Origin of the sequence: Mesorhizobium sp. 2RAF21 (genome assembly GCF_052115345.1) — a bacterium.
Taxonomy (GTDB): domain Bacteria; phylum Pseudomonadota; class Alphaproteobacteria; order Rhizobiales; family Rhizobiaceae; genus Mesorhizobium; species Mesorhizobium terrae.
Genome location: NZ_JBFRGM010000032.1, coordinates 1 through 23508 on the forward strand (window position 1 = coordinate 1; position 23508 = coordinate 23508).

Below are 23508 nucleotides of genomic sequence, written 5' to 3' on the forward strand. Positions count from 1 at the left end.
CGACTGGTTCAACCACCGCCGGCTGCTGGAGCCTATCGGCAACATCCCGCCAGCCGAAGCCGAGGAACGCTACTACGCCATGCTGGAAGAACCAGCCATGGCCGCATAACTTAAACCAAACGGCCTCTGGCAAACCCGGCGCGGTTCAGGGCGCTGTTGATCGGCGCCCCGATGTGGTTCGAGAGCGCCGGGTAGGCATCGCCCCTCTCGAATGTGTGGAACTTCCGATCCTTGAGATTGCGCAATCGCGGTGCGAAGCGCTTGCCGATCAGCGCGAACAACCCGAAGACATGATCGCTGGCGCCGCCGGTGTCGGTGAAATGCTCCTGGATGTCGAGGATCGTGTCCTGGTCAAACAGCCCATCGAGTACGTAGGCCGCCTCGCTTTCAGTCGGGCTGATCGGCAGAATGCTGAAATAGCCGTATTGATCCGACAAATGGCTGTAGAACTTCGACCCGGGTTCACTGCCGTAGTGGAGATTGATGTCGCCGCGTTTGGCGGCGCGATCGCTCGCGCGGAAGAACTGGCAGTCGGACGATGAGCTTGTCCCGTTGCCCCAAAGTTGAGAATGAGGGTGTCGGGTGTGTGCGTCCGTCACGCACGCTTGCGCTGCGCGGTAAGTCTCTGATCGGGCGTGGAAGGTGCGCACCCAGCCGATCTGGTGAGCGCTGATGCCCTTGGAAGCGCTGGCCATCCGCTTCGGACCAAGATTGGTCGCATCGGCCAGAACGCCGGCCAGCATGGCCGAAACATTCCTCGGAGCGTCGCCCGTCCGAACATGCGTGAAGTGATCGGCGAAGCCAGTCCAATCGTGCACTTCCCTCAAGAGGTCCGGCACCTCAACCATCGGATACATATCGCTGATCTCGGCATTCAGTTCCTCAGCCACCGCCGGAACCTCGCCGGCGGTCGGCGTGACGATCAGCGCACCGGCCTCGAGACGAAGACCTTCGAGTTTCCCGGATCGCGCCCTGTGTGCAAGGCGCTTCAGGTTGAAGTCGAGCATTTGGCGCGCTTCCGCCAGCCACGCCGCGCCATCGCCTTGGACACCGAGGCCGAGGCGATCCTGCTCTTTCATGGTTGTGAACGTTGACCGTGGCATCAGATGCTCGTCGATCGGTCGGAAAGATCGGCTACCGTCGACCCAGACGTCCGCAGATCGAAGCCTGTCGCGCAATGCCGCGAGCGTTGCAATCTCGTAAAGCCTGCGATCGGGCTTCTCCTGCCCGAAGATGAGTTTTCGGTCGGCCTGGCTGAGGTGGGTGATTGGCGCGCGCTCCGGCAGTGTCCGCCGCTTCTCGGCATAGAGCCGCTTCAACAGATCCACCGCTGCAAGAAGCGAATCGTGGCGGCGCGCCGAGCGGAATGTAAACGCCTGAAGGAAAGCAGCGGCATACTTGCCGACGGTCACATATTGCTCGGCCGCCACGGCCAAGGGCGATGCCTCGTTGTCTTCTACCATCGATTCGAGATCAGGCTTCATCCGGAGCAGCCGGTGCCAGCCAACTTCCTGGTCGAGGACCTCCAATGCATTCCGGCCATTATCGTTCGCGGATTGCAGGGCTGTGATCGTGTCGAGGAACATGCGCAGCGCCTTGGCGGTATCGGTACGACCGTCCATGTGCCGTTGCTTCTTGCGGTTATTGGCTTGCGAGAACAGCCGTCCCATCAGCTTGATGAACATCGTGACCGCATCATCGGTGAGCTTCTGTCCAAGCTTTATGACCTGTGCAACGATCAGGGCGTGCCGGCGACTTGCGTTGAAGTCGTTGGCCAGCCATGCCGGAGTTGCGTTGCCCTCACGGATCATCTGATCCCACCGTCCAGACGATATGCGCGCCTGCATTTTCGGATCGATCCCCAGCCTACGCAGAAACCCGATCCGTTCGGTCAATCCGACCAGGTTCGACGCGCCCGGCGCTTCTGGCGCCGACCGTAGCCAATGAAAGCGGGTCTGCCCGATCGTTGGGTCAACCTCCAGCAGCCGGTCCAACGATCCAAGCTGACCTGGCAGCATCCCATCGATGAGTTCTTTTTCAGCCCGTCGACGGGCTATTGCGCGACCACCAAGGCCGATCTTCTCGATGGAGTGTAATGAGGGAAGGAGCGCATTTCGTCCCCGGAATTCGTCAATGACGGCGGTCGCGATCAGCAACCCGTGATCGCCATTGGCAGCAGCTCCGATCGCGGCCACAAGTGCCGCACGGCGATCCTCCCTGGAGGCAGTCCGCAGGCCGAGATACTCCATCAAAGACCGGCTATGATCAAAGCGGGTCTGTACCCGATGCGCATAGAAAGCGTATAGGCGCGCATCGACGCCTAGCTGATCCGCGAGATAGTTGACCACTGCAACGGGCGGCTGCTCGTTCTCCCACAAGAGCCGCCCCGTTTGGCGCATCGTGCAGAGTTGAACGGCGAAGCCCAGCTTGTTTTGAGGTCGACGTCGGAGTTCACATTCCAAGTGATCTGCCGGGTCCAAGGTAAAGTGCCGGATCAGGCTATCCTCGCCCGTCTTAACGCCTAGAAGGTTCGTCGCCTCCGTTGAACTGACAAGCCTTCGTCTACCCACCTGCGTTCTCCTTGGAACTGATCTCCAAGGGGAAATTGGTTCGCGATTAGCCGGAGGCTTTCAACCGGCATACAAGCTTCATCTACAGATCTATCACCGCGTTCGCGCTTCGTTCGACCTTAGCGTGTCTGTGGGAACAGTTCTTGTTCCGACCCCTGCCTGGCGATGAGTCGGCCGCCCGCACCCGCCCCGCAAGTTTTTTCCGCCATCCCGCGCGTGCCGGCATGGGCGACGCCGCGCGTCGGTGCCGACGATCCCGTCGAGGCCGCTTTCCTGGCCGGCAGCGCCTTGACCGCGCTCGACACGCTCGTTCAGGCCGAGCCGGACTGGAGCGGCGCCTGGCGGCATCGCCTGGCGCTGAAAGCCGCAAGCGCCAGCATGCGGCTCGCCGGCCGCGCCGAGGACGAGGCGGCGCTGCGCGACGCCTGGCTGCTGCGCCAGGCGGGCGATGAGCCGGGCCCCGCCGGCAACGTGCTCGCCGCTTGGCGGCGGCTGGCCGGCCGCTCGCTGCCCCTCGGCGTCGAGGAGTTGCAGGCGGCCGCCGGCCTGCTCGGTGTCGGCTGGTCGGATGGTTTTGGCGCTCTCATCGACAGCGTGCACGATGACGTACGCAGCGCGGCACCAGCCCCCATGGTCGCCGCGCGCGCCGCCGCCGCCGTCATGCGGCAAGACCCAAAGGCGGAAATTTTTGCGTGGTGGCTGGCCGATTGCGCGCTGTCCTGGCGCATGGGCTGGCGCCACGCCGTGCCGATTCTTGGGCACCAGATGCACACGCCACTGCTGCGTTCGGGCTTTGAGGGCCGGCGCGCCCGTCCGGGCAGCGAGGCGTTCGAGCAGTCCGTGTTCGTTGCGGCGGCCCTCGGCGCCGCCGAGGCCTGCCGGCTGGCCGCAAGCGTGGCGGCGCAGGCCGAAAGGCTGCGGGCGGCCGTACCAAAACTGCGGTCGAAGGCCGCCGGCGCCGTCGTCGAGCGGCTGCTCGGCGATGACGCTGTGTCGGGGACGTTGACGACCAAAACCCTGTCGCGCTGGGCCAGCCGGCGCCTGTTCGAGCGACTGCAAAAACTCGGCGCCGTGCGCGAGCTCAGCGGCCGGCCGACGTTCCGCATCTACGGGCTGTGACGACCATGGCGGAGACTTCACGGAGGAGAAGGGTAGGGCAGGGCGGCGACGGTCGGTCCGCTGACCAGCGATCAGGCGACGGTCGGCCAAATGACGGTCGATCAGCTGACCATTTGTTTGATCGGGAGCTGGATCACTTGCCGCCTCAGATGCGCTGGCGCGAATGGATGAACCGCGTCGAGGCGACGATTTTTGCCGCCAGCGAGCCGGTTGGTCGCGAGACGCTGGCGCGGATCGTGGGAAAAAGCTGCAGCATCGACCTTCTGATCGACGACATCCGCAAGGAACTGCGCGGTCGGCCTTATGACCTGGTTGCCGTCGCCGGGGGTTGGAAGCATCTGACGCGCCCGGCCTATGCCGATGCGATCCGCGCCGCCGTCGGCAGAAGCGAGCGCGCCGTCGACCTCACTCAGCCCGAGGTGCTGGTGCTGATGTGCATTGCTTACTTCCAGCCGATCACTCGCGCCGAGCTGTCGTCGTTCTTCGGTAAGGAGATCAGCCGCGACATGATCGGCCGTCTGCGCGGTGCCGGCCTGCTCGCCTCCGGACCGCGCAGCCCGACACCGGGCGCGCCTTACACCTATGTGACGACGAAAGAATTCCTGCTCGAGTTTGGTCTCGACACCTTGCGGGATCTGCCGGATTTCGAGGCGCTCGAGGACGCCGGTCTCCCATGACCATGTTCGGGCTGGACGTTACGCGGCATGCAACGCTGACCCAGGCTAGGTTCGACATCCTGGAGCGCGACAGCAGCCCGATCATGAAGACGGCCATCGCCATGATGCGCCATTATGGCAGTGGCGACGCCAGCCTGCATGACCCTTGCGTGACGGCATTTCTGATCGACCCGACGCTGTTCAAGGGTATCGATGCGGTGATCGAGGTCGACTGCGATCCCGCCGGAAGCTACGGCCGCACGCGCGCGACGCTGGTCGAGGGTGGCGCTGGCAACGGTCAGCCGGTCTGCCATGTCGTTACCGAGATCGACGACGAGCGACTATTCCAGCTTATCGACCAAAGGCTGCGGCGGCTGCAACCAAACCGCAAAACTGCTGCCTGACAGAAATTCCGTCGACGAGGCTCCGACTGTTCTCGTATTAGCGCTATCAACGGCCGAGATACAGTCCGCAATCGGCCTCAAACTACATTAGGCTTGATGCATTTGCGACGACCGCAGCATTGTGCCAAATCGCGTTAGAGGCTTTCTTAGCGCCGCTCCGCACTCCTCCAAGTGATCCGAATCTGCATTCTGTCGATCGGGAATCACGCCCAGTTTCATCATTCTCTCACTTATGGAAATGCAACATCAAGCAGTTCCCGAACGTCACCCTCTTGCCGATTTGCCGATGCGATGATCCATGAGCGCAGTTCCGGCCCGAAGGGCTTTTGCAGCGCCGATCGGTCCCATGCGAGGAAATACGGATATGGTAACCGTAGCGCCAGCTTGAACGGGACCTCCAGCCGCCCCGATGCGATATCGTCTCTTGCCATTGAGAATTGTGCGAGCACGAAGCCGCGACCGTTGACGGCGGCATCTATTGCCGCGCTGGATAGCGAAAATGCCACCTCGCCGGACTTCTTGTCGTATTTCCAGCCAATGCTCGTCGCCCATTCGGTCCAGGTTGGGGGCGAGCGATGGTCGCTTGCCCACTCGATCGCGAGTAGCGGACATTCGAGGATATCTGCTGGCCTGCGCAACGGGTATCTCGCCAGCAGCGCTGGCGAGCAGGCCGGCACCACCCAGTCGGTGAACAGTTCAACATAGTGGTCGTAGTCGCGGCTTTTTGTGCCGTAGGAAATGCGGAAGTCCACCTGTTCGTCGCCGAAGCGTGCCTCGGGCTCCGAGCCAATCAACCGTACGGTTGCGCCCACGTGATGTGCTTGCCAGTCGAACAACTGTGGCGCCAGCCACTTGCTGGCAAGCGAAGGAAGGCAGGAGACGGTGAGGGCGCTTTCAACCCGAGCCCGCTCCAACAACTCCCCGGCGTTACGGATGCGATCGAAACTTCCTGATATCGCGGTATGATAGACCCGTCCCCATGAAGTTAGAGCAACGGTCCGGCCGCGACGCTCAAGGAGTTGGACGCCGAGCGCTTCTTCTGCCTTTCGAATCTGCTGGCTAACTGCTCCAGGCGACACGCCAAGCTCGTTCGCCGCGGCCGTGACGCTGCCATGTCGCCCGAAGGCTTCGAATGCTTCTATGGCACGTAGCGGAGGCGGTTTCATCTGAGAGCACCCAACGTCTGTTTTAGTTTTTCTAAAATAGAACGCAGGTGCAAGCTCTTTTTACGCACATACCGCCAAGCTAGCCTTGCCTCACCAAGATGAAAATCCAGGGAGGTCGGGTGTCATGTTTCTCAGGAATTGCTGGTATGTCGCAGCGTGGGATCATGAGGTCGGCCGTGACCTGAAGCCGGTCAGGATATTGGGAGAGGACATCGTCCTTTACCGCAAGACCGACGGCGCCGCCGCCGCCCTGGAAGATGCCTGTCCACACCGCAAGCTGCCGCTCTCCATGGGGCGCATCAAGGGCGACGACGTCGAATGCGGCTACCATGGCCTGACCTTCGACTGCACTGGCACCTGCACGCGGGTTCCGGGCGCTGAAAAGATTCCCCATGTGGCGCGCGTGCAGAGCTATCCGCTGGTCGAGCGCTACGGCCTTTTGTGGATTTGGATGGGCGAGGCCGAGAAGGCCGATCCGGCGAAGATCTTCCAGGTCGAGCACTGGGGTGATCCGGCCTGGGGCGTCAATCGCGGCGAGTCGATGACGCTCGACTGCAACTACCTCTATATGACCGACAACCTGCTCGATCCCTCGCATGTGTCCTGGGTGCACCAGACCTCCTTCGGCGGCGTGCAGGCGATGGAGGACGTGCCGTTGCAGACCACCATCGGCGAGGACGGCGTCACCGTCTGGCGCTGGATGATCGACCAGGCGCCGTCGCCCTTCTATGCGCCCTTCCTCAAATTCAAGGGCAATTGCGATCGCAAGCAGCACTACGAGGTGCGCTATCCGAGCAACGCCATCATCAAGGCGATCTTCGTGCCGGCCGGCACCGGCGGCGAGGGCAAACCCTACCACGAGGACGTGTTCCTCATGGACAGCTACAACTTCATGACGCCGGTCGATGCCGAGCACACCAAATACTACTGGTTCCAGATGCGTAATTTCGCGCCGGACGACGCGGAGGTTTCGCAGCAGTTCGCCAAATCGGTGCGCGGTGCCTTCGACGAGGACCGGGTGGTGCTCAACGCCGTGCAGAAGGGCATGGCCAACAAGCGCACGCCCAACCTTGATCTCAAGATCGATGTCGGGCCGCTGCGCTTCCGCCGCAACCTGGACAAGCTGATCGAGGCCGAGGGCCTGCATCTGGCGGCCGCCGAATGAACGCCTTCGCCGCCCCCGCAACCATGCGCGCGAGCGGCTTTCGCGAGCTGAGAGTGGTCGCCAAAAAACGCGAGAGCAGCACCATCACCTCCTTTCACCTCGAGCCCGCCGATGCGGACGGCTGGCGCGATTTCCAGCCGGGCCAGTTCCTCGTTTTTCGCATACCGACACCCGATGGCGGGACGGTGCTGCGCAATTACAGCGTCTCATGTGCGCCCGGACTTGCCGGCCGCTACCGCATCACTGTCAAGCGCGAGGCGGCGCCTGCCACCGGCCTGCCGAACGGCATAAGCTCCTGCCATCTGCACGATAGCGTCGCAGTCGGCGACGTGCTTGTCGCGGACGGTCCACGCGGCGATTTCGTGCTGGATCGCGAGAGCGACCGGCCGGTCGTGCTGTTGAGCGGCGGCGTCGGCCTGACTCCGCTCGTCTCGATGCTGCATGCGCTCGCCACCGGCGAGCGCCGCGTCTTCTTCGTCCATGCCTGCGACAATGGTGATGTCCATGCCCTGCGCGAGGAAGTGGAAGGACTTGCCGCGTCCCGGTCGGGCATCGTGACGCATTTCTGCTATCGCTTTCCGACCGGGCAGGACGCGGTTTCGAACCCACACCATTCGCAGGGCGTGATCTCGCGGGACCTGCTTCAGAAGCTTTTGCCGCTCGACGACTACGATTTCTATCTGTGCGGGCCGCCGCCATTCATGCAGGCGGTGTACGGTATCCTGCGCGAACTCGGCGTGGCCAGGCAGCACATCGCCTATGAGTTCTTCGGCCCGGCCACGATACTCGAGGCGGAGCCTCCTCCGGCCCCTGTCGCGCCTCCCGTTGAAACAGCGCCGCAGGCTGACGGTGACAATGTGGCCGTCGAGTTCCGCAAGTCGGGCATCAAGGCAGCTTGGGACGAGAAGGCGGGTTCGCTGCTGGCCTTCGCCGAGGACCTCGGCCTTTCGCCCGAATTCAGCTGCCGGGCCGGTATCTGCGGCACCTGCAAGTCACATCTGGTGGCCGGGGAGGTCGCCTATTTCGAGGAGCCGCTCGACGAACTCGCCGAGGGCGAGGTGCTGCTGTGCTGCTCGAAGCCGAAAGGAGCCGTCGTCTTGGACCTGTGACCGTCGCAAAGCCCAGACCAGATACGAACTCCAGGCGAAACCCAGAGAACGGAAGCGTTGACGTGGACAGTGCGGTCGAAACGGCATCGAAGAGCGACACTCCTTTCAACCGGCAGGCAGGAGGGCCTCGCCATGCGTGAACCAGCCTCCGCGCCCTCCTATTCGCTCGGCTTTGCCGACCTGCGGCGGAATTTCCAAACCGCCGCGCGGCGCGCCAACGCCGAACTCTTCGAATATCCGCATCCGCTGCACGGGCCGGACGGCGAGACGCTGGCGACCGACGTGGCGCTGCTCGGCCGCCGCGATGCGCCAAAGCTACTCGTCCTGATTTCTGGAACCCACGGCGTCGAGGGCCAGTTCGGCTCAGCCTGCCAGACGGCATGGCTGGCGCAGAACCATCCATGGCGGCTGCCGGAAGACACGGCGGTGCTGGCCATACATCTCATCAACCCATGGGGCACGGCCTGGTCGCGGCGGGTCAACGAGGACAATGTCGATCTCAACCGCAATTTCATCGACTGGGAAGCCGCTCCGCCCCGTAACGAGAAATACGCGGCCTTGCATGAGGCGCTTGTGTGGCGCGAATGGGAGGGTCCGGAACGGGATCGCGCCGACGAAGCTTTCGCGGCGGCAAGAAAGGCGTTGGGCGGGCATGCGAGCATCGCGCAGATTGTCGAAGCCGGGCAATACGAGTTCCCCGATGGCCTCTACTACGGCGGCGACGGACCGACCTGGTCGAACCGCACGTTGCGCGAAATCCTGACGACATTCGCCGGCCATGCCCGGCAGGCGATCGTTTTCGATCTCCACACCGGCGCGGGGCCTTACGGCTATCCGGCGCTGCTCACGGTGGCGGAAGCAGACCATGCCGGTATCGCCTGGGGGCAATCCGTGTTCGGCCCGGCGCTGGCGACGGTGCTGACGGGAAGGGATGCCACGACCGATACCGGCATCGCCGCCACCGCCACCGGCTATGTTTCGGACGCCGTGCGCAAGGCGATGCCGCAAGCACGCGTGTTGCCGCTGGTGGTGGAATGCGGCACGCTGAAGGGCGAGGCCGTGCTGGAGGCCGTGATCGCGGACAACTGGTTGCATCTGGCCAGGACGGTGGATTCGCCGCTCGGCGAGCGCATAAAAAGCACGCTGCGCTCGGCTTTCATCCCTGAGGACGCAGACTGGCAAGGCAACTGCCTGGCGACGAGCCTGCGTTATTTCGACCGCGCGCTCGCCGACCTGAAAAGCGGGGGCAGTCCCTCGCGCAAAGGCCCGGTGCTCAAATTGGTGGCGGCCGGCGCCGAGGTAGAGACACTGCCTCCCGTCGAGCCCACGCCCGCGCCGGCAAGGCCGGCCGTGGAGGTGGACGACCTGCACAAGAGTTTCGGCAATCTCGAAGTGTTGAGCGGCGTCAGTCTCGCCGCGCAGCCCGGCGAGGTGGTGTCGATGATCGGCTCCTCAGGTTCGGGCAAGAGCACGTTCTTGCGCTGCATCAACCTGCTCGAACAACCCAACGGCGGCCGTGTCATCGTCGACGGCGAAGAGATCCGCATGAAGCCGGCCGGCGAGGGGCGCTCGGTCCCGGCCGACATGCGCCAGGTCGAGCGCATCCGCGCGCGCGTCGGCATGGTGTTCCAGAGCTTCAATCTGTGGCCGCACATGACGGTGCTGGAAAACATCGTCGAGGCGCCCGTACACGTCTTGAAGGAACGCCGCGACGAGGCCGTCGAGCGCGCGCACGCGCTGCTGAAAAAGGTCGGCCTTTCGAAAAAGCACGGCCAGTATCCCGGCCAACTTTCGGGCGGCCAGCAGCAGCGCGCGGCGATCGCGCGGACGCTGGCGATGCGTCCCAAGGTCATCCTGTTCGACGAACCGACGTCAGCGCTCGATCCCGAGTTGGTGGGCGAGGTTCTACGCGTCATCCGCCAGCTCGCGGAAGAAGGCAACACCATGATCCTGGTGACGCACGAGATGCAGTTTGCGCGCGAGGTGTCGCACAAGATCCTCTTTCTCCATCGCGGCAAGGTGGAGGAGGAGGGGGCTCCGGCGGAGCTGTTCGCCAATCCACGGTCCGAGCGTCTGCGCCAGTTCCTGGCCCGCACGCTCTGACAAGGAAAGGCGCTGAGAATCGTCTCGGGAAACGGCCCGATGCGAAACAACCATCCATAAAGGGGAACACGAAGATGAAACTGAAGATCCTTTCTCTGCTTGTCGCGCTTGCCGCCGGCGTGGGACATGCGTCGGCGGCGGAGGGCGAGCTGGCAATCGGCACCGAAGGGGCCTATCCACCCTGGAGCATGGCCGATGCTGCCGGCAACGTGACCGGCTTCGACGCCGACGTCGGCAACCTGTTGTGCGAAAAGCTGGCGGTGAAATGCCGCTTCGTGGTGCAGGCTTTCGACGGCCTGATCCCGGCGCTCAAGGCCAAGCGCTTCGACGCCATCATCTCGGGCATGTCGATCACCGAGGACCGCAGGAAGGAGATCGATTTCTCCGTCGGCTATGCGGAACTGGCCAACATGTTCGTCGCGCCGAAAGGGTCGGACCTGGCCGCCATCACCGACTACGACACGCTCCTGAAAGCGCTCGACGGCAAGAAGGTCGGCGTGCAGGCCGGGACGACGCATGCGCATTTCCTCGAAAAGAACGTGCCGGATGCCGACATCAAGACCTACGACACGCTGGACCAGATGCAGATCGACCTCGCAACGGGGCGCATCGATACCGCATTCGCGGACGTGTCGGCGCTGCAGGATTTCCTCGCCAAGCCGGATGGAAAAAACTTCCAGCTCGTCGACGTGAAGATCCTGAGCACGGTCGATCCAACGCTCGGCGAAGGCGTAGGCGTAGGCATCGCCAAGGACAACACCGAACTCAAGGCCAAGGTCAACAAGGCCCTGTGCGAGCTGGTCGCGGACGGCTCGGTCGGTAAGTCCAGCGAGAAATGGTTCAAGATGGATATTTCCCGCCCCTGCCAATGATCCTTTGGACCCTGCATGGCTTGCAGGCGACACATCGAAGCTGGTGGAGCCGCGAAACAAGCGGCTCCGCCTCCCGCAAATCAGCATAGGTACACCCGATGGATTTCGGTCTTTGGCAGGTCTGGGAAGGCGGGTGGGTGGGAGCTATCTTACGTGGCGCAGCCGTTACGATCGCGGTCGCGGTCACGGCCATGCTGGGCGGCGTCGTCGTTGGTATAGCCTGCGGCCTCGTCAAATGGGGACGCATCCGCCCGTTGACCTATCTGGTCGACGGTTATACCGCCTTGGTGCGCGGCGTGCCGGAACTGCTGATCATCTATCTGCTGTTCTTCTCCTCGGTCGAATTCGTCACCAAGGTCGCTACCGCTTTCGGTTATGCTGGCCTGGCAGACGCCGGCTATGCCTTCATCATAGCGGTGATTGCCATCGGCGCGATCTCGGGGGCGTATTCCACGGAAGTCGTGCGGGGTGCGCTGGAGGCAGTACCTCACGGTCATGTCGAGGCCGCCCGAGCGCTCGGCCTGCCGAGCTCGCGCATTTTCCGGCGTATCATCGCACCGCAGATGCTGCGCATCGCCTTTCCGGGCCTGAACAACGTCTGGCAGACCACCATCAAGGATACTGCTCTTGTTTCGGTGGTCGGCTTGCAGGAACTGATGCGCACGGCGTTTATCGGTTCCGGCACCACGCGCCATCCCTTTATCTTCTATCTGATCGCGGCGGTGGTCTATCTCGCAATCACGCTTGTCAGCCAGTTCGGTATCGACCAGGCTGAACGCGGCCTGAGGTTACGCGAAAGGAAGTAGGCGCATGGACTTCGATCTGATCCGCGAAGCGGTCCCGGTTCTCCTGAAGGGACTACGCGTTACCGCGCAACTAACACTATTCTCGATGCTGATCGGTTTTAGTCTTGGCCTGTTGTTGGCGATTATGCGCGTATCAACTAACCGATTCGTTTCCGGTTTTGCCAAGTACTATAGCACTGTCTTCCGCGGAACGCCGCTTCTGGTCCAGATATTCCTATTCTACTACGGGCTAGGTCAGTTCTCCTTCGTGAAGGAAAATGCTGTGCTATGGTGGGTGGTCAGTGACGGCGCGCGTTGCGCGGTCATGGCGCTGGCACTTAACACCGCAGCTTATACATCCGAGATCCTGCGCGGCGGCTTGATGTCGGTGCCTCACGGGCTCGTCGAGGCCGCCCAAGCCTGCGGCATGTCGCGGGTTCTGCGGTTTCGCCGCATCGAATTTCCACTTGCCATCCGCCAGGCGCTACCCGCCTACGGGAATGAAGTAGTGCTGTTGGTAAAGGGCACAAGCCTCGCGTCGACCATAACTGTGCTGGAAGTGACGGGATACGCCAAACGCCTGATGAGCCAGACCTATGCGGTGCTGGAGGTTTTCGCGATTGCTGGCGCGCTTTATCTGGTCACCAATTTGATCCTGGTTGCATTAGTGCGAGCACTCGAGAATCGCTTTATGCGTCATCATCGGCGGTAAGCGCCCCAAAAGGCGATAGCGATACGCTTCAACTGTACACGTTCGACAGACCAAGCAAGAAATTTACTCCAGGTTCTAACCTCCTTGTTGTTGCATATCGAATGGCGCACCGCTCAGGCCCAGCAAGCATGGAAGTCGTAGAGGCTTGCAATTGTTTACGGTTGACTAAGGGATGCAGATTTCTTTCAAGAACCATGGCGGAATCCAATCTATCTCGCATGTTCATTGGGCTGACCAATGGCGAGATGGGGGCGGATGATCTATTCGGCACTTGGATCATTGACAGGGTGGGAAGAAAACAGCCCGATGCTCCCGATCGAGGAAATGGGATAGGCGTCGCGCCAATACCGAAGACTAGCGCGTTGTTGCCGACGCCTGTTTGCTGGTGCGAGTTGCGCGGAAGGTCGAGCCTGCGTGTCGCCTGGTCGTCCCAAGCGGAAGCGCGTTGAGCCATGCGCGCCGGTTTCATCGCGCTAACCGTTGCCTATGTGCTCAGTCAGTTTTTCCGCGCTTTTCTCGCCGTGCTGGCGCCAGTGCTCCAAACCGAGATCGGAGCTGACGCCAATGACCTGGCGTTCGCCACCGGAGTCTGGCTGGCCGCCTTCGCTGCACTTCAACTCCCGGTCGGCTATGCGCTCGACTATCTCGGTCCGCGCCGCACCTCCAGCGGGCTCATATTGGCTGCGATCGGCGCTGCCGTCTTTGCCTTGGCACGAGGCCCGGTGACGGTGACGGTGGCGATGGCCTTGATCGGAGCCGGCTGCGCGCCGGCCCTCATGGTTTCACTCTACATTTTCGCCCGCATCTACCCGCCGACCCTATTCGCGAGTCTGACAGGCCTGCTGATGGGCGTCAGCTCGATCGGCAATCTCGCCGCCGCGACCCCGATGGCCTGGGCGGCAAGCGTTTTCGGATGGCGTGCCTGCCTGTGGGCGCTGGCGGCCGGCACGGCGCTGACCACGCTCGCGATCGTCGCCTTCGTGCGTGATCCGGAACGCGCGGCAATGCCAGGAGAGAACAACGGAGGGTTCTTCGCCCTGCTGAGGACGCCGGCCATATTGCTCCTCGTCCCGCTGACCCTCGTGCACTATGCCCCGGTTGCGGGCATTCGCGGGCTGTGGGTCGGCCCCTATCTGGCAGATGCTTTCGGTCTCGATGCGGTGGGGATCGGCAACGTGACCCTCGCAATGGGCATAGCGATGATCGCCGGAAGCTTTGCCTACGGGCCGCTGGACAGGATGCTTGGCACCCGCAAGGGGGTGCTGCTCGGCGGCAACCTCGCGCTCGCGGCGGCCCTCCTCAGCCTGTGGGCCTGGCCGTCGGCCGGGCTCGGCCTTGCCGTGGCCCTGCTCTGCGCCATCGGCTTCTTTGGCTCTTCCTATCCCCTGATGATCGCCTATGGCCGCAGCTTCTTTCCGCATCATCTGGCGGGGCGGGGCGTCACCTTTCTCAACTTCGTGGCGATGGGCGGTGCGGGGCTCGCGCAGATCGCGAGCGGTTGGCTGTACGGGATGACGGGCAGGCCGGCGGCCCCGGCCGCTCCCTACGCCATGGTGTTTCTGTTCTTTGGCATCCTCGTTCTTGCCGGGTGCGGGATATACGCCTTTACGCGCGATCGGCTCGATTGAGGAGATTGCCGCGCGCTGGCACCCGCCATGTCAGGCCTTCTCGCAACGCCGCCAGCGAACCAGCAGCCCCGGCAGACGGTTCGGTTTGCCATAAGCAGTCAAAATGGCAGCATCAGGTGAATAAATTTTTCTCATAAAAAAGCCGTCTGTAACGTCGCGCCATCCAATCGCGCATATGGAGGAGCGAAATGACCGACGACATGTTGCATGTGATAAAATGGCACAACGGCGACAAAGAATACTCGCCGTTTTCGGATGCCGAGATGAAGCGCCGGCAGGACGACGTGCGCAGGTGGATGGCCGACAACAAGGTCGACGCGGCGCTTTTCACTTCCTATCATTGCATCAACTACTACTCCGGGTGGCTTTACTGCTATTTTGGCCGAAAGTACGGGATGGTCATCGACCATACCAAGGCGACGACGATTTCGGCCGGCATCGACGGCGGCCAGCCGTGGCGCCGCAGTTTCGGCGACAACATCACCTACACCGACTGGCGCCGCGACAATTTCTATCGCGCCGTTCGGCAACTGACGACCGGCGCCAAGCGCATCGGCATCGAATTCGACCATGTGTCGCTCGATTTCCGCCGGCAGCTCGAGGAAGCCCTGCCGGGCGTGGAATTCGTCGATGTCGGCCAGCCGTCGATGTGGATGCGCACGATCAAGTCGATCGAGGAGCAGAAGCTCATTCGCGAGGGAGCCCGCATCTGCGACGTGGGCGGCGCGGCCTGCGTGGCCGCGGTCAAGGCAGGCGTGCCGGAACACGAAGTGGCGATCGCCACCACCAACGCCATGATCCGTGAGATCGCCAAGTCGCATCCTTTCGTCGAATTGATGGACACCTGGACCTGGTTCCAGTCGGGGATCAACACCGACGGCGCGCACAATCCGGTCACCAACCGCGTCGTCCAAGCGGGCGACATTCTCTCGCTCAACACGTTCCCGATGATCTTCGGCTACTACACGGCGCTGGAACGGACCCTGTTCTGCGATCACGTGGACGATGCCAGCCTGGACATCTGGGAAAAGAACGTGGCGGTCCATCGTCGCGGGCTGGAACTGATCAAGCCGGGCGCCCGCTGCAAGGATATCGCGATCGAGCTCAACGACATGTACCGGCAGTGGGACCTGCTCAAATACCGCTCGTTCGGCTACGGCCACTCGTTCGGCGTGCTATGCCACTACTACGGCCGCGAGGCCGGCGTGGAACTGCGCGAGGACATCGAGACCGAGCTGAAGCCGGGCATGGTGGTGTCCATGGAGCCGATGGTGATGCTGCCGGAAGGCGCACCCGGCGCCGGCGGCTACCGCGAACACGACATCCTGATCGTCAAGGAAGACAGCGCCGAGAACATCACCGGATTCCCCTTCGGGCCGGAACACAACATCGTGGGCAACTGAGATGGCGCCCTATCTTCCCTTCGATTGCCCGACAAGGGTGACGGACCGCAATGGCCGGTCCGTCTCCTACGCCACGCCGGTCTACGGACTGCTGAGCGACGTTATGGGCTGGATCAGGCTGCGTTTCGGTGCGCCGCCTCCCCAAATCGGCCAGGATACCGACGAAGACGATGGAAAATGGCCGCCGCCGCCACGTCCGTTCTGAAGCGCGTGCAGGTCCCCGCATTGAAGAAAGGGCCGCATTGCGGCCCTTTCTGCTGTCGTTCGCGGTCTTTCGCGCCCGCTGTCAGAACTCGTTCCTTAGCGCTTCGACGATGCCGCGCACGCATACGTCGAGAAGGATCTCGCCCTTCTCCTTCGACGCCTGCTTCGGGGACGACAGCGTGCCGCTGCGCGGCGTCCATTCCGGCTTCGGCGGATAGACGTCATAGGGCGGGAATGTCGCCGGCGCATGGTCGATCGCGCGCTCAAGATCGACCAGATGCGGATAGAGCGCCAGCATCAGAGACGTTTCCAGCACGCCGCCATGCTCGATTTCCCAGCCGGGGAAGCCGTCGGGATAAAGCTTCGCGATCGTCGCCTTGTCCACGAAGTCCCAATAGGAGAGCACGACGATCTTGACGTCGTCTATGCCGCTCCAGCGCAGTTCTCGCAGGGCAAGGTCGATGCCTTCCACGATGAACCATGAGTTCTCGAAATGTCCGTTAAGCAGGCAGATCTTGCGCGCGCCGTGGCGGGCGAACTCCTTGATGACGTCGCGCAGCGCCGCCACCAGCGTCGCACCATCCAGACTGGTGGTGCCGGGCAGATGGTTGCCCCCGCCGGACTTCTGGTGCGACTTGTAGCCATACGTGAAAGGCGGGGCGACTAGCGCCCCGACCGCCTCGGCGATCCGGCGGGCGAACTCGGTGGGCAGGAGCACGTCAACATGCATCGGCATGTGGCAGCCATGCTGTTCCATCGAGCCGATAGGGATGAAAATAGGAACAGAGCCATCGCGAACCCTGGCGTCGTAGTCGGGCCACGGCAGTTCGGCTGCAAAGACTGTATCGGCTGGCATGAGCACCTCCGTGTTTCCAGGCCGAAGCATGATTGAAGCCGGACCACGGATATGAGAAATTTATATTCATCATCCTTGCATGAGAGACGCTAATCCATGCGCAGCTTCACGAACTTCCAAACCGATCTGCTCCGCACCTTCGTTTCCGTCATCGACCTCGGCGCCTTCACGAAAGCCGGCGACGCGCTCGGCCGAACCCAGCCGGCCGTCTCGCTGCAGGTCAAGCGGCTTGAGGAACTCGTCGGCGCGCCCATCATCAGGCAGGTCGGACGCACACTGCTGCTGACCAGCGAGGGCGAGATGCTGCTCAGCTACGCACGGGAAATCCTGCGCCTCAACGACGAGGCGGCTTCCTATTTCAACCGCTCCAAGATTGCCGGGGTGATCCGCGTCGGCCTGCCTAACGACTACGCCGTCGCCTTCCTCCAGGGCGTCATCACGGAATACACGCGCCGGAATCCAGAGATCTCGCTTGAGCTGCATTGTGGCTGGAGTGCCGAGATACTTGACCGCCTGCGGGCCGACGAGCTCGACCTGGCCGTCGCCATGGTCAACAATGAGCGGGCGCAGTATCTGTCGCGGTCATGGATCGAGCGGCCGATCTGGGCGGCGGCGGAGACCGCGTCGTTCGACCGGAAGAAGGGGATACCTCTGGCGGCGCATCCCGAGGGCTGCGCCTACAGGGCGCGCATGATCCAGGCGCTTGATGCCGCGCAGATTCGGTGGCGTGTCGCCTATACCGGATCGGGGATCGGCGGACTCCAGAACGCCGTGGTGAACGGTCTCGGCGCCAGCGCGCTGACCCGCTACACGATGCTGCCGGGCATGCGCGTCCTCGACGAAATGGATGGGTTTCCGTCGCTGGCCGAAATCCGGGTCGGGCTGTTCTACAAGCACCCGCGCATGTCAGACGCCAGCATTCGCCTGGTCAATCACATCATCGCGCGCCTTGACGAAGCAGGCGTATCCAATGACCCGATAAGGCGTGCCGGGGAACTCGATCGTCAATAAGCGGGATAAATGCAAAAATTTTTAGAATTAATTTTTCAAATGCATTGGCCCTTCATAGCCTGAGATAGGCAAAAAAATGGAAGGGGAACTCCATGACCGACAATCTCTCGTCATCCGGCCGTCTCAGCCGACGCGGCCTTCTTCGCGGCGGTGCCGTTCTTGGCGGCGGCATGCTCGCAACGCCCTATCTCAGCCGGCTTGCCTTCGCCGCGCCGGTCGAGCTCACGATGCTAGCGTGGTACGGCCATGCCGAACCCGATGTGGTGAGCGAATTCGAGGCGGAGAACAACGTCAAGTTCAAGCCGAAATACTATACCGGCGGCGACAACATGCTGGGTCTCATATCGCAGTCGCCGCCCGGCACGTTCGACCTGATCCTGTCGGACGCCGAATACGTGCAGCAGCTCAACGCCGCCGGCTATATCGAGAAGCTCGACCCGGCGGACTATCCGTTCGACGACTTCTTCCCCGAATTCCAGCATTTCCCGGGTCATTGGCAGGACAACGACCTTTACTCGGTCATCACCCGGTTCGGCTTCCTCGGCGTCGCCTACAACACCGAGGCGATCACCGAAAAGGAGGCGTCGAGCTACAACGTCTACTGGACCGAGAAGCTGAAGGGAAAGGTGGGGCATTTCGACTGGCATCTGCCCAACCTCGGCCAGATCAGCCTGCTCAACGGAAACGCCAGCCCCTACGATATCGACGCGGCGGCATGGCAGGCAGTGCAGGACAAGACGATGACGCTGCGCCCGCAGATCGGCGGCTTCTTTGACTATGGCGGCACGTTCTCCTCGCTGCAGAACGGCCAGATGCTGGCGATGGCGGGCATCGGCGACTGGATCACGGGCACGCTCGAGAGGAGCGGAGCCAAGGTGCGCAGCGTCATCCCCGAAGAAGGCGGGCTGCAGTTCACCGAATCCTTCTCCATCGGCAAGGGCTCGCAGAAGGCGGATCTCGCCAAGAAATGGATCCAGTACATCACCTCGGCCAAGGGCCAGGTGAAGTCGGCCAACATGGCGGCCTATCCTTGTCTCATCCCGAACAAGAAGGGCTGGGAGCTTCTGGCAAAGGAGACGCCTGCCGAAGCCAAGCGGCAGGGCATGCTGCTCAACGAGCCGAACGCGATGGATCTCATCCGCGCCGGTCGCATAAAATACCGGCAATTGCCGGTCCAGCAGAGCCTTGAGGACTGGAACGACTTCTGGTCGGAATACAAGGGCTCCTGACCGCGGCCACTGGCGGACCGAAGACCAAGTAGGGCGGGCGGCGACGTTGCCCGCCCTGCTTGCCTTTTTTGAATCTGAAACCGACCGATCTGCGTCCGAACGGGACAGAAATGCGAAAATCGATCACGCTCTACGGCCTGACATTCTCAATGCCGATGCTGGTGTGGCAGTTGCTGTTCTTCCTGGCGCCGCTGCTCTTCCTGATCGCGCTCAGCTTCTGGTCGGTGAAAAATTTCCGCATGGTCCCGGATTTCAATCCGGACAACTGGACGCGGATGCTGGGCCGCGGGGTGTTCTGGGAAGCCTATTTCCGCACGCTTCTGCTTTCCGCCGCAGCCGCTGTTCTCACCAGCGTCCTGGCGTTTCCCTGCGCCTACGGCATCGCTTTCAAGCTGTCGGAGACGGCACGGCGCTGGGCGGTGTTCCTGATGGTCATTCCCTTTTTCACCAGCTACCTCGTTCGCGTCTACTCCTGGCAGATATTCCTTTCCGACCACGGCATCTTCAACGCGCTGTTAGCCAAGATCGGCCTTGGTCCGTTCGGGATGCTCAACTCCGTCTTCGGCGCGATGATCGGCTATCTCACGCTGAGCTTCCCGCTCGTGGTGCTGCTGCAACTGTTCAGCCTGGTCTTCGTCGACAGGATGCTGATCGAGGCGGCGCACAATCTGCGCTGCGGCCGCCTGCGCACCGTATTCGAGGTGGTCATCCCCGCTGCCCGGGTCGGCCTCGTCATCGCGGCGCTGTTCTGCTTCATCCTGACGTTCGGCGATTTCGTCAGCCCGCTCTATCTCGGCGGTGGCGACCCCCCGACATTGTCCATTCTGATCACCGACACGACGAAATCGGGCCAGCAATGGCCGCGCGCGGCGGTGATTGCGCTTGCCATGATCGCCACGCTGCTCGCCGTGGCCTTCGCCTCCGTCAGCTACGCCTATCGGGAGAGGGGGCGATGAACGATTTTAACCGCAACCGGCTGATCGACTGGGCGCTGAATATCTACATAGTGCTGTCGTTCGGCTTCATTTTCGCGCCGATCGCCGCGAGTTTCGTCTTCTCGCTCAATGTCGATCGCTTCCCGTCGCTGCCGCTCGGCGGATTCTCGACCGTCTGGTACGAGACGGTCTGGAACGACCCGCTCGTCTGGCAGGGGCTGCGCAACACGCTGGTCGTCGGCGTGGTGGCATCCGTGGTCTCGACCGCAATAGGGTTCGGCGCGGCCTACACCGACTTCCGATACAGATTCTTCGGCAAGCCCGTCTATGTCGCGCTGGCGCTGCTGCCGCCGACCATCCCCGTGGTCATTCTCGGACTTGCGATGCTGGCCTTCCTGTCCAACGTCAACCTGTCCGGCGCGATCTATTCGGTCGTCATCGCCCATGTCGTCATGTGCGCTCCCTTCGCCATGGCGATCTGCCGGCTGCGGCTGTCGCAGATGGACCCGTCGCTGGAAGCGGCGGCATGGAATCTGGGCGCATCCGAATGGATGGCGATGCGCCATGTGATCATGCCCTTCTGCCGGCCGGCGCTGTTCGCCGCTCTGTTCATCACCATGGCGGTCTCCTTCGACGAGTTCGCCGTCGCCTGGTTCGTTTCCGGCCTGAACGAGACGCTGCCGGTCAAGGTGCTTGGCTTTCTTCAGGGCCAGGTCAGCCCGCGCATCAACGTCATCGGCACCTTCGTCTTCATCGTTTCCATGACGCTGGTGGTCGTGGCCCAGGTTCTTCTCATGAAACGCGGAGCCGCGCCCGCTGCGGCAGTCAAAGACACCGGAGTAGTCACACAATGACCGACCAGGCTCTCGTCGTCTTCGACGGCGTCGCGAAGCGGTTCGGCGCTTTCGTCGCCGTGGAGAAGATGAATCTCGACATCCGCAAGGGCGAGTTCCTTGCCATCATGGGTTCGAGCGGCTGCGGCAAGACGACCACGCTGCGCATGCTGGCGGGTCTCGAGGCGCCGAGCGAGGGCGAGATACGGCTCGCCGGCAAACGCATCAACGACCTGCCGACCTGGCAACGCGACACCCCGATGGTGTGGCAGAGCCTGGCCCTGTTCCCGTTCCTGACGGTGCGTGAGAACGTCGAGTTCAGCCTGCGTATGCGCGGCATCGAAAAAAGCGAACGCCGGCGGCGCGTCGAAAAATGGCTCGAACGGATGCAGATCGCCGAATTCGCCGATCGCAATGTCGCGCATCTTTCGGGCGGTCAGCGCCAGCGCGTGGCGCTGGCGCGCTCGCTGGTCACGGAGCCCGAGATCCTGCTGCTCGACGAACCATTGTCGGCGCTCGATGCGCATCTCAAGGTGCGCATGCAGACGGTCCTGTCGAACCTTCAGCGTGAGCTCGGCATCACGTTCGTCTACGTCACTCACAGCCAGTCGGAGGCGTTCTCGATGGCGGACCGCGTCGTCATCATGAGCCGCGGCCGCATCGAGCAGATCGGCGACCCGCAGGAGATCTACCGCGCGCCGCGCACCAGATTCGTTGCCGAATTCCTCGGCTCATCGAACATTTTTGGCGGCAGCGTCACGGCTGTCGGCAACGGGGCGGTCCGCATCGCGACGCCCGCCGGCGAATTTGATATCGCGGCCAATCCGGTAAAGGCCCTGGCGAAGGGCGACAAGGCGACCTTCGTCGTCTCTGACGACCGCGTGCAACTCTCCAACGAGAAGCCGGCCGAGGGCATCAATGCGGTGCGGGCCTCCGTGGTCGGCGAGGAGTTCGTCGGTGCCACCGCCGTGATCCATCTCGAAGGTCCCGACGGCATCGAATTGAAAGCGCAGAAGAGCCATGACGAGCTCGAACATCTCGACCTGGCGCACAAGGCAGACGTCTGGCTGACTTGGCGGCCGGAAGCCGGCCATATCCTGCCAGGGGAATAAGCATCCCGCGCCGAGAATACTTTCAGACTGATGGTTGGTGACCACAAAGGCGGCTCAAATATCCAATACGACCGAGTTTGATAGGAAGCGATGAGATGGAACCGATATGGATGCTCTTTCTTAACGCAGGCGATCATGATCCGTCGCCGCGCGATCTGACATTCTATTCTTTTATCGAAGCCTTTAGTGCTCTTAAATTGCCGTGGAAGAGCCTGACGGGGGTGAGTCGATCGGCTGGCTCTGCATTAACGGACAACCTCTTGAAGGTTGATGCCGTCCTTAAGATCTCCAACCCGGTACCGGGGCCTCGACTTGGCTGATCCAGATCGGTGTGGCAGCCAACACTGACGCTGGCGGTAGTGTGGTATTGTGTCCTGCGCAATGTGCAGAGAACGGGTGCCACGTCTTGCGACCACGCTTCGATCAGTGAAGTCATCACGATAACGGTTCCTCATGGGGTCATGTGATGTACTTATTTGCCGCCATTGGAACCGCGAACTACGGTTTTCGTGGCGGCAGCACTCGTAGGAACCGAGCAGGCCGCATTTTCCAATCAGGCAATGGGAGTGGCCAATATGGGATATCGTTCAGCGGGTCGCATGCTCGCGCTGTCAATGACGGTGCTTTCGCCGCTTTGCGCGCAACCTGTGCAGGCACAGGACGCGATTTCCGTCATGAGCTTCGGCGGAGCCTATCAGGAAGCGCAACGCAAGGCGGTTTTCGAAACCTATACCGCCAGCACAGGGATCAAGATCGACGAACAGGAATATGGCGGCGAGATCGCCAAGATAAAGGCCATGATCGAGTCCGGCAACACAACGGTGGACGCGGTGGACGTCGATGCGCCGACCTTGCTGCAAGGGTGCGACGAGGGCATATTCGAGAAGATCGATTGGGCGAAGATCGGACCCGAGGATGACTGGATCAAGGGGACGACGTCCGACTGTGGCGTGGGGACGATCGTCTATGCGACGATCCTGGCCTACGACGGGGCCAAGCTCCCGGACGGTCCCAAGACGATCAAGGATCTGTTCGACACCAAGAAGTTTCCTGGAAAGCGCGGGCTTTGGAAGAACCCGGCCACCAATCTCGAATTCGCGTTGCTCGCTGATGGCGTCGCGCCAGACAAGGTCTATGAAACGTTGTCGACCCCACAAGGCGTCGACCGCGCCTTTGCCAAGCTCGACACGATCAAGGACAGCATCGTTTGGTGGGAAGCCGGCGCCCAGGCGCCGCAACTGCTCGCGTCCGGCGAAGTCGCGATGACGACTGCCTGGAACGGTCGCATCTACAACGCCAACAAGGAAGGCAAGGACTTCAGGATCGTGTGGGACAACCAGATCCTCGATTCCAACTACTGGGTGATCCCGAAGGGCGCGAAAAATCCCGAGGCGTCCCTTGCGTTCATCAAGTATGCGGCGGAGCCAAAAGTGCTAGCGGGCATTACCAAATACATCCCGTATGGTCCGGTGCGGAAATCGGCGGCCGAGTTCGTGGCGCCCGAGGACGCCAAGAATCTGCCCACCAGTCCGCAGAACCTGACGGTTTCGTTGACCCTCGACAACGGCTTCTGGGCCGACAACGGAGAGGAAATCCGCAAGCGCTTCACGACCTGGCTCGCACAATAGCGTCGACC

The 23508-nt window shown here is 62.1% G+C and carries 21 protein-coding genes and 1 pseudogene; 19 read left to right on the forward strand and 3 right to left on the reverse strand.

From position 1 onward, the window contains the following. Window positions 1–146: 146 nt before the first annotated feature. Window positions 147–2570: pseudogene (locus tag AB4136_RS31235) on the reverse strand (Tn3 family transposase); the annotation flags it as partial. Window positions 2571–2735: 165 nt separating this feature from the next. Here AB4136_RS31235 and AB4136_RS31240 point away from each other — a divergent pair. From AB4136_RS31240 to AB4136_RS31250, 3 genes are read left to right on the forward strand one after another with little or no spacing between them, the layout of a single operon-like run. Next, window positions 2736–3689: a DUF1403 family protein gene (locus AB4136_RS31240; RefSeq protein ID WP_137901874.1), complete on the forward strand. Its 954-nt coding sequence runs from the start codon at window positions 2736–2738 to the stop codon at window positions 3687–3689. Window positions 3690–3694: 5 nt separating this feature from the next. Beyond that, complete coding sequence (gene scpB / locus AB4136_RS31245; RefSeq protein WP_137901918.1) at window positions 3695–4366, forward strand: SMC-Scp complex subunit ScpB; 672 nt, start codon at window positions 3695–3697, stop codon at window positions 4364–4366. Beyond that, a complete protein-coding gene (locus tag AB4136_RS31250) occupies window positions 4363–4749 on the forward strand; it encodes a nucleoside hydrolase (RefSeq protein WP_137901875.1) in 387 nt (128 codons plus the stop codon). The genes scpB and AB4136_RS31250 overlap by 4 nt, the downstream gene beginning before the upstream one ends. 230 nt (window positions 4750–4979) lie before the next feature. Here AB4136_RS31250 and AB4136_RS31255 read toward each other — a convergent pair whose 3' ends face one another. After that, window positions 4980–5915: a LysR family transcriptional regulator gene (locus AB4136_RS31255; protein WP_137901876.1), complete on the reverse strand. Its 936-nt coding sequence runs from the start codon at window positions 5913–5915 to the stop codon at window positions 4980–4982. A gap of 124 nt (window positions 5916–6039) precedes the next feature. On the opposite strand from AB4136_RS31255, the gene AB4136_RS31260 reads away from it, so the two are divergent. The 9 genes from AB4136_RS31260 (at window position 6040) to AB4136_RS31300 (ending at window position 15897) form a co-directional block, all read left to right on the forward strand. Then, entirely contained in the window at window positions 6040–7080 is a 1041-nt protein-coding gene (locus AB4136_RS31260) for an aromatic ring-hydroxylating dioxygenase subunit alpha (RefSeq protein ID WP_137901877.1), read from the forward strand. Continuing rightward, entirely contained in the window at window positions 7077–8189 is a 1113-nt protein-coding gene (locus AB4136_RS31265) for a 2Fe-2S iron-sulfur cluster-binding protein (RefSeq protein ID WP_137901878.1), read from the forward strand. Before AB4136_RS31260 ends, AB4136_RS31265 begins: the two co-directional genes overlap by 4 nt. Before the next feature lie 132 nt (window positions 8190–8321). Then, a complete protein-coding gene (locus AB4136_RS31270; protein ID WP_137901879.1) occupies window positions 8322–10292 on the forward strand; it encodes a DUF2817 domain-containing protein in 1971 nt (656 codons plus the stop codon). A 74-nt stretch (window positions 10293–10366) separates the two neighbouring features. Continuing rightward, window positions 10367–11164 (forward strand): transporter substrate-binding domain-containing protein, encoded by a 798-nt coding sequence (locus tag AB4136_RS31275; protein WP_137901880.1) that lies wholly within the window; start codon window positions 10367–10369, stop codon window positions 11162–11164. Window positions 11165–11262: 98 nt separating this feature from the next. Continuing rightward, the gene (locus tag AB4136_RS31280; RefSeq protein WP_137901881.1) at window positions 11263–11970 is read left to right on the forward strand and encodes an ABC transporter permease subunit; all 708 of its coding nucleotides are present in this window, start codon (window positions 11263–11265) and stop codon (window positions 11968–11970) included. Window positions 11971–11974: 4 nt separating this feature from the next. Then, a complete protein-coding gene (locus AB4136_RS31285; protein WP_137901882.1) occupies window positions 11975–12661 on the forward strand; it encodes an ABC transporter permease in 687 nt (228 codons plus the stop codon). A gap of 452 nt (window positions 12662–13113) precedes the next feature. Then, on the forward strand, window positions 13114–14289 hold the full coding sequence (locus AB4136_RS31290) for an MFS transporter (RefSeq protein ID WP_137901883.1): 1176 nt from the start codon (window positions 13114–13116) through the stop codon (window positions 14287–14289). A gap of 188 nt (window positions 14290–14477) precedes the next feature. Next, on the forward strand, window positions 14478–15692 hold the full coding sequence (locus AB4136_RS31295) for a M24 family metallopeptidase (protein ID WP_137901884.1): 1215 nt from the start codon (window positions 14478–14480) through the stop codon (window positions 15690–15692). 1 nt (window position 15693) lies between these two features. Beyond that, the gene (locus tag AB4136_RS31300; protein WP_137901885.1) at window positions 15694–15897 is read left to right on the forward strand and encodes a hypothetical protein; all 204 of its coding nucleotides are present in this window, start codon (window positions 15694–15696) and stop codon (window positions 15895–15897) included. Between the two features lie 81 nt (window positions 15898–15978). On the opposite strand, the gene AB4136_RS31305 is transcribed toward AB4136_RS31300, so the two are convergent. Continuing rightward, window positions 15979–16752: a creatininase gene (locus tag AB4136_RS31305; protein ID WP_137901886.1), complete on the reverse strand. Its 774-nt coding sequence runs from the start codon at window positions 16750–16752 to the stop codon at window positions 15979–15981. A 96-nt stretch (window positions 16753–16848) separates the two neighbouring features. Here AB4136_RS31305 and AB4136_RS31310 point away from each other — a divergent pair, with 96 nt between their 5' ends. The 7 genes from AB4136_RS31310 (at window position 16849) to AB4136_RS31340 (ending at window position 23500) form a co-directional block, all read left to right on the forward strand. Next, complete coding sequence (locus tag AB4136_RS31310; protein WP_137901887.1) at window positions 16849–17763, forward strand: LysR substrate-binding domain-containing protein; 915 nt, start codon at window positions 16849–16851, stop codon at window positions 17761–17763. 92 nt (window positions 17764–17855) lie between these two features. Continuing rightward, a complete protein-coding gene (locus AB4136_RS31315; RefSeq protein WP_137901888.1) occupies window positions 17856–18992 on the forward strand; it encodes an extracellular solute-binding protein in 1137 nt (378 codons plus the stop codon). A 110-nt stretch (window positions 18993–19102) separates the two neighbouring features. Further along, window positions 19103–19948 carry an ABC transporter permease gene (locus AB4136_RS31320; protein ID WP_137901889.1) on the forward strand — a complete coding sequence of 282 codons (846 nt, stop codon included), beginning with the start codon at window positions 19103–19105 and terminating at the stop codon, window positions 19946–19948. Further along, window positions 19945–20781, forward strand: a complete 837-nt coding sequence (locus tag AB4136_RS31325; RefSeq protein ID WP_137901890.1) for an ABC transporter permease — start codon at window positions 19945–19947, stop codon at window positions 20779–20781. The genes AB4136_RS31320 and AB4136_RS31325 overlap by 4 nt, the downstream gene beginning before the upstream one ends. After that, window positions 20778–21872 carry an ABC transporter ATP-binding protein gene (locus tag AB4136_RS31330; RefSeq protein WP_137901891.1) on the forward strand — a complete coding sequence of 365 codons (1095 nt, stop codon included), beginning with the start codon at window positions 20778–20780 and terminating at the stop codon, window positions 21870–21872. Before AB4136_RS31325 ends, AB4136_RS31330 begins: the two co-directional genes overlap by 4 nt. Window positions 21873–21967: 95 nt before the next feature. Continuing rightward, on the forward strand, window positions 21968–22192 hold the full coding sequence (locus tag AB4136_RS31335; RefSeq protein WP_137901892.1) for a hypothetical protein: 225 nt from the start codon (window positions 21968–21970) through the stop codon (window positions 22190–22192). A 255-nt stretch (window positions 22193–22447) separates the two neighbouring features. Then, window positions 22448–23500 carry an ABC transporter substrate-binding protein gene (locus AB4136_RS31340; protein WP_441932158.1) on the forward strand — a complete coding sequence of 351 codons (1053 nt, stop codon included), beginning with the start codon at window positions 22448–22450 and terminating at the stop codon, window positions 23498–23500. Window positions 23501–23508 lie beyond the last annotated feature (8 nt).

Coding starts and splice junctions, on each gene's coding strand:
- AB4136_RS31325 (WP_137901890.1), top strand. CDS start 19,945: ATGAACGATTTTAACCGCAACCGGCTGATCGACTGGGCGCTGAATATC.
- AB4136_RS31250 (WP_137901875.1), top strand. CDS start 4,363: ATGACCATGTTCGGGCTGGACGTTACGCGGCATGCAACGCTGACCCAG.
- AB4136_RS31335 (WP_137901892.1), top strand. CDS start 21,968: ATGGAACCGATATGGATGCTCTTTCTTAACGCAGGCGATCATGATCCG.
- scpB (WP_137901918.1), top strand. CDS start 3,695: ATGGCGGAGACTTCACGGAGGAGAAGGGTAGGGCAGGGCGGCGACGGT.
- AB4136_RS31285 (WP_137901882.1), top strand. CDS start 11,975: ATGGACTTCGATCTGATCCGCGAAGCGGTCCCGGTTCTCCTGAAGGGA.
- AB4136_RS31310 (WP_137901887.1), top strand. CDS start 16,849: ATGCGCAGCTTCACGAACTTCCAAACCGATCTGCTCCGCACCTTCGTT.
- AB4136_RS31295 (WP_137901884.1), top strand. CDS start 14,478: ATGACCGACGACATGTTGCATGTGATAAAATGGCACAACGGCGACAAA.
- AB4136_RS31305 (WP_137901886.1), bottom strand. CDS start 16,752: ATGCCAGCCGATACAGTCTTTGCAGCCGAACTGCCGTGGCCCGACTAC.
- AB4136_RS31280 (WP_137901881.1), top strand. CDS start 11,263: ATGGATTTCGGTCTTTGGCAGGTCTGGGAAGGCGGGTGGGTGGGAGCT.
- AB4136_RS31320 (WP_137901889.1), top strand. CDS start 19,103: ATGCGAAAATCGATCACGCTCTACGGCCTGACATTCTCAATGCCGATG.
- AB4136_RS31330 (WP_137901891.1), top strand. CDS start 20,778: ATGACCGACCAGGCTCTCGTCGTCTTCGACGGCGTCGCGAAGCGGTTC.
- AB4136_RS31340 (WP_441932158.1), top strand. CDS start 22,448: ATGGGATATCGTTCAGCGGGTCGCATGCTCGCGCTGTCAATGACGGTG.
- AB4136_RS31290 (WP_137901883.1), top strand. CDS start 13,114: ATGCGCGCCGGTTTCATCGCGCTAACCGTTGCCTATGTGCTCAGTCAG.
- AB4136_RS31300 (WP_137901885.1), top strand. CDS start 15,694: ATGGCGCCCTATCTTCCCTTCGATTGCCCGACAAGGGTGACGGACCGC.
- AB4136_RS31260 (WP_137901877.1), top strand. CDS start 6,040: ATGTTTCTCAGGAATTGCTGGTATGTCGCAGCGTGGGATCATGAGGTC.
- AB4136_RS31275 (WP_137901880.1), top strand. CDS start 10,367: ATGAAACTGAAGATCCTTTCTCTGCTTGTCGCGCTTGCCGCCGGCGTG.
- AB4136_RS31240 (WP_137901874.1), top strand. CDS start 2,736: ATGAGTCGGCCGCCCGCACCCGCCCCGCAAGTTTTTTCCGCCATCCCG.
- AB4136_RS31255 (WP_137901876.1), bottom strand. CDS start 5,915: ATGAAACCGCCTCCGCTACGTGCCATAGAAGCATTCGAAGCCTTCGGG.
- AB4136_RS31270 (WP_137901879.1), top strand. CDS start 8,322: ATGCGTGAACCAGCCTCCGCGCCCTCCTATTCGCTCGGCTTTGCCGAC.
- AB4136_RS31315 (WP_137901888.1), top strand. CDS start 17,856: ATGACCGACAATCTCTCGTCATCCGGCCGTCTCAGCCGACGCGGCCTT.
- AB4136_RS31265 (WP_137901878.1), top strand. CDS start 7,077: ATGAACGCCTTCGCCGCCCCCGCAACCATGCGCGCGAGCGGCTTTCGC.